This window comes from Sphingopyxis sp. KK2, assembly GCF_001990265.1.
Lineage (GTDB): Bacteria > Pseudomonadota > Alphaproteobacteria > Sphingomonadales > Sphingomonadaceae > Sphingopyxis.
Map to the genome: position 1 here is coordinate 1 of NZ_LYVN01000149.1, position 9,419 is coordinate 9,419.

General features: G+C 66.5%; 9 protein-coding genes and 1 pseudogene. 8 read left to right on the plus strand and 2 right to left on the minus strand.

Going from position 1 to position 9,419, the window contains the following annotated elements; genetic code table 11:
• The 7 genes from B1A78_RS18300 to B1A78_RS18330 all read left to right on the plus strand — a co-directional run.
• Positions 1-625, plus strand: a 625-nt coding sequence (locus B1A78_RS18300) for a ferritin-like domain-containing protein (protein ID WP_077148342.1), incomplete at its 5' end; no start/stop codon positions are given.
• A gap of 114 nt (positions 626-739) precedes the next feature.
• Entirely contained in the window at positions 740-1,441 is a 702-nt protein-coding gene (locus B1A78_RS18305; RefSeq protein ID WP_083734305.1) for a M23 family metallopeptidase, read from the plus strand.
• A gap of 91 nt (positions 1,442-1,532) precedes the next feature.
• Positions 1,533-1,874, plus strand: coding sequence for an iron-sulfur cluster insertion protein ErpA (erpA, locus tag B1A78_RS18310; protein WP_077148344.1), 342 nt, complete (start codon positions 1,533-1,535; stop codon positions 1,872-1,874).
• 76 nt (positions 1,875-1,950) lie between these two features.
• Positions 1,951-2,121, plus strand: a complete 171-nt coding sequence (locus B1A78_RS22790) for a hypothetical protein (protein ID WP_179102087.1) — start codon at positions 1,951-1,953, stop codon at positions 2,119-2,121.
• 42 nt (positions 2,122-2,163) lie between these two features.
• A complete protein-coding gene (gene xth / locus B1A78_RS18320; protein ID WP_077148346.1) occupies positions 2,164-2,937 on the plus strand; it encodes an exodeoxyribonuclease III in 774 nt (257 codons plus the stop codon).
• On the plus strand, positions 2,934-3,926 hold the full coding sequence (locus B1A78_RS18325; RefSeq protein ID WP_077148347.1) for a cyclic nucleotide-binding domain-containing protein: 993 nt from the start codon (positions 2,934-2,936) through the stop codon (positions 3,924-3,926). The genes xth and B1A78_RS18325 overlap by 4 nt, the downstream gene beginning before the upstream one ends.
• A 31-nt stretch (positions 3,927-3,957) precedes the next feature.
• On the plus strand, positions 3,958-5,148 hold the full coding sequence (locus tag B1A78_RS18330) for a serine hydrolase (RefSeq protein WP_077148348.1): 1,191 nt from the start codon (positions 3,958-3,960) through the stop codon (positions 5,146-5,148).
• Positions 5,149-5,226: 78 nt separating this feature from the next.
• Here B1A78_RS18330 and acs read toward each other — a convergent pair whose 3' ends face one another.
• A complete protein-coding gene (gene acs, locus B1A78_RS18335; RefSeq protein ID WP_077148349.1) occupies positions 5,227-7,191 on the minus strand; it encodes an acetate--CoA ligase in 1,965 nt (654 codons plus the stop codon).
• Positions 7,192-7,297: 106 nt separating this feature from the next.
• Between acs and B1A78_RS18340 the strand changes: the two genes are divergently transcribed.
• Positions 7,298-8,788, plus strand: coding sequence for an aldehyde dehydrogenase family protein (locus tag B1A78_RS18340; RefSeq protein WP_218668000.1), 1,491 nt, complete (start codon positions 7,298-7,300; stop codon positions 8,786-8,788).
• A gap of 27 nt (positions 8,789-8,815) precedes the next feature.
• Here B1A78_RS18340 and B1A78_RS18345 read toward each other — a convergent pair.
• Positions 8,816-9,419: pseudogene (locus tag B1A78_RS18345) on the minus strand (acetyl-CoA acetyltransferase); the annotation flags it as partial.

A 9,419-nucleotide genomic window follows, 5' to 3' on the forward strand; every position in this document is an offset into this window, starting at 1 on the left:
GCTGCCGCCGAACCGGATGCCGAGCCGCCGCAAGGGTGGGTCCGAACGCGGACGGATCGCGATGCTCCATGCGCTCGCGCATATCGAGTTCGTCGCGATCGACCTCGCGGTCGACCTCGTCGGGCGCTTCGGCGGCGAATTCCCGCGCGGCTTCGTCGACGACTGGATCGGGGTCGCGGCCGACGAGGCGATGCATTTCGCGCTGCTCGACCGGCGGCTCCGCAACCTCGGCAGCCATTATGGCGCGCTGCCCGCGCATGCCGGCTTGTGGGAGGCGGCCGAGGCGACGAGCGACGATGCGCTGGCGCGGCTGGCGATCGTCCCGATGGTGCTCGAAGCGCGCGGGCTCGACGTGACCCCGGCGATGATCGCCCGGTTCGATGGCGCGGGCGACACCGCGTCGGCGGCGATCCTGCGGCGCATCTATCGCGATGAGATCCGGCATGTGAGCGCGGGCACAGACTGGTTCAACCGGGCGTGCGACGAGCGGGGATTCGCGCCGGCTTCGACTTGGCAAAGCCTCGTAAAATCGCGATTTCGGGGGGAGTTGAAGCCGCCGTTCAACGACTCAGCGCGCCATGACGCCGGTTTAACGCAAGAATACTACGCCGTTATTGCTTCGTAACCTCTGCCCACGCACACAGGCTGCCGGGCGGATGATCAATCATCCAATGCAGACTAAACCGGCACCAGCGGAAAATTTTCTCCGTTGGCGACAAGGCAGATGCGGGGTCGTTACGTGATAAACACTCTTCTGGCGCAGAAGTTTCATTTCGGACTGATTCTTTGCGCCGCCGCGCTGACCGGGCTCACCGCCCCGGCCGCGCACGCCGCAGGCAACAGCGCCGAAGCCAGCATCGTGGTTCCCGACGAACCCGATGACGACAGCTTCACCGCCGGCGTTCCGCAGACCAGCGAAGACAGCGAAGCGCGCGCGATTTTCCAGGCCTGGAAGCGTCTCGACACCGGCCTCACCGCCAATATCGGCGTCTCGATCCCGTCGCGCGTGCCGATCCAGAACATGTCGCTGTCCTCCTCCTATGGCATGCGCGTCCACCCGATCACCGGCAAGGTCGCACGCCACAACGGCATCGACATCCCGGCGCCGCACGGCACCCCGATCTACGCCACCGCCGACGGTATCGTCGGCCGCGCCCAGCGCCTCGGCGGCTATGGCAATTATGTCGAAATCGAACATGGCAACGCGATCCAGACGCGCTACGGCCATATGTCCTCCTACATCGTGACCCCGGGTCAGCAGGTGAAGAAGGGCGAGATCGTCGGTTATGTCGGCTCGACCGGTCGTTCGACCGGCAACCACCTCCATTATGAAGTCCGCATCGAAGGCGCGCCGGTCAACCCGATGCCCTTCTGCCGTCAGGACAGCATGGCGATCGCCGCGATCACGGGCGACAAGCTGGCGATGGGCGGTCCCGAATAAGACGGTTTTCAGGGTCGGAGAGGAGGGGGCGCCCTCCGGTCCAAGCCGGGGCGCCCTTTTCATTTGGCCTCCGCTTCCCTATCTTGCGTCCATGGCCACGCAGCTTTCCGATATCACCCTGTCCCCCGCCGCCGCCGCGCGCGTCCGCTGGATCGCGAACCGCAAGGGCGAGGCCGATGCCGCGCTGCGCCTCGCGGTCGATGGTGGCGGCTGTTCGGGCTTCACCTATCGCTTCGGGCTGGCCGAGGGCATCGACGCCGATGACGTGGTCACCGAGACCGACGGCGTGAAGCTGGTCGTCGACCCCATCAGCATCGACTTGGTGCGCGGCTGCGTCGTCGATTTCGTCGATTCGCTCGGCGGATCGTCGTTCAAGGTCGAAAATCCCAACGCGGCCTCGGGCTGCGGCTGCGGGTCGAGCTTCTCGATCTAGAACCTACTTCTCCCCCTTTCATAACGAGCCCTGCCGGATGGATCGAACAGTAGCAGAGCGTCTCATTTCAGCGGTCTTGGCTCTCGACGTCCAGTTAGGCGACGTCGATCGTGTGGTTTCGGAAATCGCTGACGAACATGAACGCGCGGCATATGTCGATGCTCTCGGCAATGTCTTTCGTCTGTTGAATGAAGGCTTCATCCGCCCGATCGCGAGGAACTATCCCGATCTGGAACCGGAAGACTGATAGGGACTGTGATCGGCGCTGGCTTGCTGCCATAGAGGCGGCATGAAAATCGCGACCTTCAATATCAATGGCATCAAGGCGCGGCTGCCGCGCCTTGTCGAATGGCTCGAGGAAACCCAGCCCGACATCGCCTGCCTGCAGGAATTGAAGTCGAGCGACGAGACGATGCCGACCAAGGAAATCGAGGCCGCGGGCTACGGCTTCCTCTATCATGGGCAGAAGGGTTTCAACGGCGTCGCGATCCTCGCCAAGGGAGTGATGCCGGTCGAGACGCAGCGCGGGCTCGCGGGCGAGGCCGAGGACGAGCAGTCGCGTTACCTCGAGGCCGATATCCATGGCCTCCGCGTCGGGTGCATCTATCTCCCGAACGGCAATCCGCATCCGGGGCCGAAATTCGACTACAAACTGCGCTGGATGGCGCGGCTGCGCGAGCGGGCGAAGGCGTTGCTCGCCGCCGAGATCCCGGCGATCCTGACCGGCGATTACAATGTCATCCCGCACGACGACGATGTGTGGGATCCGCGCGGGCCGATGGCGAATGATGCGCTGATGCAGCCCGAATCGCGTGACGCCTGGTTCCGCCTGCTCGGCGACGGCTGGACCGACGCGGTGCGCAGCCGCCATCCGGCAGGGGGTGTGTGGACCTTCTGGGACTATCAGGCGGGCGGCTGGCAGCGCGACCATGGTTTTCGCATCGATCATCTGCTGCTCAGCCCGGCGCTCGCCGACCGGCTCGTCGATGCGGGCGTCGACAAGGATCATCGCGGGCGCGAAAAGGCGAGCGACCATGCGCCGACCTGGGCGGTGCTCGCTTGATCGCGCTGTCCGCCACGATGCTGGCGGGCGTGCCGTTGTTCGCGGGGCTCGACGAGGGCGCGCGGAATGAATTGGCCGATGCCTTCGCGCCGCGTCACTTCGTCGATGGCGAGGCGCTGCTGGTCCAGAACGAGCGCGCCGAGGGCCTGTATCTGATCGAACAGGGCCGGGTCGATATCGGCAAAAGGCTGCCCGGCGGCGGGCTTGCACTGCTCGCACAGGTCGGGCCGGGCGAGGTGATCGGCGACATGACGCTGATCGGCCGCGACATCCGCCGCTCGGCGATGGGCATTGCGCGCGGGCCGGTTTCGAGCTGGTATATGGGTGCCGACCAGTTTCGCGCTGCCTTGTCGCAGCTCCACCCGGCGTCGCTCCAATTGCAGGGCGCGCTCGGCCGGCTTGTCGCGGGGCGCGTCGCGAACAAGACGCGCGATATCGCGGCGATGCTCGCCGAAACTCCGGGCAGCTTCACCCCGCGCCCGCAGCGCGCGCTGGCGCCGGTGGCCGAGGAGGATTTTGCGGCCGAGGCGTTCTTGGCAAAGTTGCCCTGCTGCGCGGCGATGACGCCAGGACAGCGACGGGCCTTTTGGGATGCTGGCGCGCGCATCGATGTGCCGGCGGATCATGACCTCGCGACCGTCGGCGCCGCGTCCGACGCGTTGTGGCTCGTTGTGCGCGGTGCGGTGCGCAGCGCGTTGCCGCACAAGGACGGCGTCTACCAGCTCACCGTGACCGGACCCGGCCAGCTCACCGGCCTTGCGCCGCTGTTGCTGGCGGCGCCGCACGACCGGCTGTTGCGGACGAGCGAGCAGGCGACCTTGCTCGCCTTCGATCGCGCAACCTTTGCCGAAATGCTCGGCACCGGCGACGCGCTCAGCCGCGAGATCGCGGCATCGGTCAACGCCGACCTCGTCACCGCATTGGACGCGCTCGACCAGGTCGAGGCGCGCATCCTCGCGATGCGGCGCGGGCATGCGGTGGCGGCCTGACAATCGGGTGAGGACAGGGGGAGGACGAACGATGGCGCGCTGGATGGCGGTAGCCCTGCTTTTGGGCGCGGCGCAGCCGGCCGCCGCCGACGAGGGCGGCTTCGATACGGCGCTGCGCGACTTTCGCACGCTCCATCGCGCCGAAACGCTGCGCGCGAAGATCGCGGGGAGCAGTTTCTATGTCGTGCGCGACGGGCGCGTCGTGGCGGCCGACCATCTGGGCGAGCAGGATGCCGAGGCGCACGTCCCGGTCGATGCGCGCACCATCTATCATTGGGCGTCGGTGACCAAGACGATGACGGGCATCGCGATCATGCAGCTGCGCGATCGCGGGCTGCTGTCGCTCGACGATCCGATCGTCAAATATGTGCCCGAACTCGCGGCGGTGCATAATCCCTATGGCGATACCGGTGCGATCACGCTGCGCCAGCTGATGAGCCACAGCGCGGGCTTCCGCAGCGGCACCTGGCCGTGGCGCGACCATGGCTGGCAACCGTTCGAACCCGCCGGCTGGTCGCAGCTGGTCGCGATGCTGCCTTACACCAAGGTCGAGTTCGAGCCGGGCAGCCGCTTCGGCTATTCGAACCCGGGTATTGTCTATCTGGGGCAGGTGATCGAGCGGCTCTCGGGCGAGGATTATGAAGTCTATATCGACAAGAACATCCTGAAGCCGCTGGCGATGCACGACAGCTATTTCGACCGCACCCCGCCGCACCTGCTGCCGCACCGCTCGCACAGCTATTATGTGCGCGACGGCAAGCGCGCCGCGGCGCCCTTCGACGTCGACACCGGGGTGACGGTGTCGAACGGCGGGCTCAATGCACCGATGCCCGACATGGCGAATTACGCTGCTTTCCTGCTCGGCGATCCGGCGCGGCAGGCCGATTATGATCTGGTGCTCAAGCGCTCGTCGCTCGAGGAAATGTGGCGGCCGCAGATTTCGGCGGGTGCGGATTTCACGCAGGGCCGCATGGCGACGACGACGCAGAGCGGGCTGTCCTTCTTTATCGACAGCCGGTCGGGCGTGCGCTTTATCGGTCATAATGGCGACCAGAACGGTTTTCGCGCCTATCTCAGCCTCTGCCCCGACCAGCACGCGGGGACATTGCTGGCGTTCAATACCGAGACGCAGGGCGTGCAGAACAGCCCCGCCAATCGCGAGACCGCCGAATCGCGCATCGCGCTGGCGGCGGACCGATTGTGCGAGGCGCTGGCGAAATAGTCGTTCCCCGGCGAAAGCCGGGGTCCAGACGGCTGGGCTTGTGCTGCGTGGACCCCGGCTTTCGCCGGGGAGCAGTTTTTACCGGTTCTTGCGCCCCTCGATCAGCCCGTCGACCAGGCTCGGGTCGGCCAGCGTCGAGGTGTCGCCCAGCGATCCGAAATCATTCTCGGCGATCTTGCGCAAAATGCGGCGCATGATCTTGCCCGAGCGCGTCTTGGGCAGGCCGGGAGTCAGGTGGATATGGTCGGGGGTCGCGATCGGGCCGATTTCCTTGCGCACCTGCTGCTTCAGCGCCGCAACAACCGCGTCGTTCGCCTCGACCCCGGCATTCAATGTGACATAGGCGTAAATGCCTTGGCCCTTGATGTCGTGCGGGAAGCCGACGACCGCGGCCTCGGCGACATCCTCGTGCAGCACGAGCGCGCTTTCGACCTCGGCGGTGCCCATGCGGTGGCCCGACACATTGATCACGTCGTCGACGCGGCCGGTGATCCGCCAATAGCCGTCGGCATCGCGGCGGCAGCCGTCGCCGGTGAAATATTTGCCCTTGTAGGTCGAGAAATAGGTCTCGGCGAAACGGCCATGGTCGCCATAGATCGTCCGCGCCTGCCCGGGCCAGCTGTGCGTGATGCACAGATTGCCCTCGGCCGCGCCGCCGCTTTCTTCGCAGACGAGCTTGTTGCCTTCGGCATCGACGAGTTCGGGGCGGATGCCGAAGAAAGGCTTGCCCGCGCTGCCCGGCTGCATTGCATGCGCGCCGGGCAGGGTGGTGATCATGATGCCGCCGGTCTCGGTCTGCCACCAGGTGTCGATGACGGGCACGCGGCCCTTGCCGACGACCTGGTGATACCAGCGCCACGCCTCGGGGTTGATCGGCTCGCCGACGCTGCCGAGCAGTCGGATCGACGACAGGTCGTGGCGCGTCACATAGTCGTCGCCTTCGCGCATCAGCGCGCGGATCGCGGTCGGCGCGGTGTAGAGGATGTTGACCTGGTGCTTGTCGACGACCTGCCAGAAGCGGTCGTGGTCGGGATAGTTGGGCACGCCCTCGAACATCAAAGTCGTCGCGCCATTCTGGAGCGGGCCATAGACGACGTAGCTGTGCCCGGTGACCCAGCCGATGTCGGCGCTGCACCAGAAGATCTCGCCGGGGCGATAGTCGAAGCCGTACCAAAAGGTCGTCGCGGTCCAGACGCTGTAGCCGCCGACGGTATGGAGAACGCCCTTGGGCTTGCCGGTCGAGCCCGAGGTGTAGAGGATGAAGAGCGGGTCCTCGGCGTTCATCGGCTCGCACGGGCATTCGTCGGGGACATCCGCGGACAAGGCGTCATACCAATGATCGCGGCCTTCCTTCATCGCGACGTCGCCACCGGTGTGCGCGATGACGAGCACCGCCCTCACGTCGATCCGCTCGAGCGCCTTGTCGACATTGGCCTTCAGCGGAACGGTCTTGCCGCCGCGCAGCCCTTCGTCGGCACAGATCACCCAGTCGCTCGCGCAATCCTCGATGCGGCCGTGGATCGCCTCGGGCGAGAAGCCGCCGAAGACGACGCTGTGCACCGCGCCGATGCGCGCGCAGGCGAGCATCGCCACCGCGCCCTCGGGGATCATCGGCATATAGATGGTGACGCGGTCGCCCTTTTGGACGCCCATTTTCTTCAGCGTGTTCGCCATGCGGATGACGTCGGCGAGTAGTGCCGCATAGCTGATCGTGCGCGTTTCGCCGTCGGGGGCGTCGGGCTCGAAAATGATCGCGGTGCGCGCGCCATGGCCCGCGGCGACATGGCGATCGACCGCATTGTGGCAAAGGTTGAGGACGCCGTCCTCATACCATTTGATGCTGACGGGGTCATAGGACCAGTTGGCGATCCTGGTCGGCGCGGTGATCCAGTCGAGGCGCTTCGCCTGTTCGGCCCAGAAGGCGTCGGGGTCGTCGACGCTCTGCCGATAGAGCCGGTCGTAATCATCGGCGGTGCAATGCGTGTTTGCGGCGGCGTCGGCGGGGACCGGGACCAGAGGTTCGGAGGGGGGCAATTCGGACACTGGAGTCTCCCGCTTTCGGTTTGCATTGTTCGCCGCCTGCGATAACCCGCGAGCCACAAACTGCAAGCGCGCGTACGCGCCGGTGAAGGGATAGAAAATGACCGATATGGGCCAGCAGGTCGCGGCGCTGCTCGACGGACTCGGTGTCGACCGGCGCGCATGGACCGAGGGATCGATGCCCTCGGTGACGCCGCTGACCGGCGAGCAGGTGGCGTTGGTGCGCGTTGCCGATGCCGCGGCGATCGATGCGGCGCTCGATCAGGCGACCGCGGCCTTCCGCGCCTGGCGCAACGTGCCCGCGCCGCGCCGCGGCGAACTGGTGCGCCTGTTCGGCGAGGAGCTGCGCGCCGCGAAGGACGATTTGGCCCGGCTGGTGACCATCGAAGCGGGCAAGATCCCGTCCGAGGGCGCCGGCGAAGTACAGGAAATGATCGACATCTGCGACTTCGGGGTCGGGTTGTCACGCCAGCTCTATGGCCTGACGATCGCGACCGAGCGGCCGGGGCATCGGATGATGGAGGTCTGGCATCCACTCGGCGTCGTCGGGGTGATTTCGGCGTTTAACTTCCCGGTCGCGGTGTGGGCGTGGAATGCGGCGCTCGCGCTTGTCTGCGGCAACAGCGTGGTGTGGAAGCCTTCGGAGAAGACGCCGCTGACCGCGCTCGCCACGCAGGCGATTTTCGAGCGCGCGGTGGCGCGTTTCGGCGATGCGCCCGAAGGGCTGTCGCAATTGCTGATCGGCGGGCGCGAGGCGGGCGAGGCGCTGGTCGATGATGCGCGCGTTGCGCTGCTTTCAGCGACGGGTTCGACGCGGATGGGTCGCGCGGTGGCGCCGCGGCTGGCGACACGTTTTGCGCGCGCGATCCTCGAACTGGGCGGCAATAATGGCGTGATCGTCGCCCCCTCGGCGGACGTGGACCTCGCGCTGCGCGGCGTGGCGTTCGGCGCGATGGGGACCGCGGGGCAGCGCTGCACGACGACGCGGCGCCTGTTCCTGCACGACAGCATCTACGACGGTTTCGTCGCCAAGCTGAAGGCGGCCTATGCCAGCGTCGGCGTCGGCAATCCGCTGGAGGACGAGGTGCTCGTCGGGCCGCTGATCGACCGCGCCGCCTATGAGATGATGCAGGAGGCGCTGGCCGCGGCCAAGGCAGCGGGCGGTATGGTGCAGGGCGGGACACGCGTCGGGGAGGGCGCGAGCTTTTATGTACGTCCCGCGCTGGTCGAGATGCCGGGGCAGGTCGGGCCGGTGCTCGAAGAGACCTTCGCGCCGATCCTCTATGTGATGCGCTACGACGATCTCGACGCGGTGATCGCGGAGCATAATGCGGTGGCGGCGGGCCTGTCGTCGGCGATCTTCACCACCGACATGCGCGAGGCCGAACGCTTCCTCGCCGCGAGCGACTGCGGCATTGCCAACGTCAACCTCGGCACCAGCGGCGCCGAGATCGGCGGGGCGTTCGGCGGCGAGAAGGAGACCGGCGGGGGGCGCGAGAGCGGCTCGGACAGCTGGCGCCAATATATGCGGCGCGCGACGAACACGGTGAATTATTCGGACGCGCTGCCGCTGGCGCAGGGGGTTTCGTTCGAGATCTAGTCCCCCTCCCGCGTGTGGGAGGGAAGATCAGGTCCGCCAGCCGAAGCGGTCTTCGCCGAGCGCTATAACCTCGCCCGGCGTGCCCACCGGTTCGGCCTCGCCGTCGGTGAGAAACGCCAGCATCGCGGCGTCGCCGACGTCGACATGCGCGAGCGTGCGCTGGCCCTCGGGCGTACGTGCGACGACAACGCCGGCTTTCGGCACGCCGTCGCGGCCATAGAAGACCGTATAGCTTTCGATCGTCGCGGGGCCGGCATAGGCCTTGACCAGTTCGGGGACCGCGCCACGCTTTTCCTCGGCTTCGGCCTGATAGTCGAAGTCCTGCGGAAAACTGGCGGCCGCGATCGGTTCGCTGCCGAGGACGATGCAATGATTGTCGGTTGCGAAGCCGCCATTGGCGAAGAGGAAGCCATAGCGGCCCTCCTTGCGCAACTTTTCGACCATCGAGACCACGGCATGGCTCATATAATTGGCGATCGGGCCGCCGCCGAAGGTCAGGCCGCCGAACACGGTCGCGGGCTTGTCGGCGGGCCAGCCGAGCGTGCGGCGCGCCATCTTGGGCACGCAGGGGAAGCAGCTGTAGAGTTCGACGCAGTCGAAATCCGCAACCGTCATCTCGTTGAGCGCGAGC

Coding starts and splice junctions, on each gene's coding strand:
- erpA (WP_077148344.1), top strand. CDS start 1,533: ATGGCCACGCAGCTTTCCGATATCACCCTGTCCCCCGCCGCCGCCGCG.
- xth (WP_077148346.1), top strand. CDS start 2,164: ATGAAAATCGCGACCTTCAATATCAATGGCATCAAGGCGCGGCTGCCG.
- B1A78_RS18330 (WP_077148348.1), top strand. CDS start 3,958: ATGGCGCGCTGGATGGCGGTAGCCCTGCTTTTGGGCGCGGCGCAGCCG.
- B1A78_RS18340 (WP_218668000.1), top strand. CDS start 7,298: ATGGGCCAGCAGGTCGCGGCGCTGCTCGACGGACTCGGTGTCGACCGG.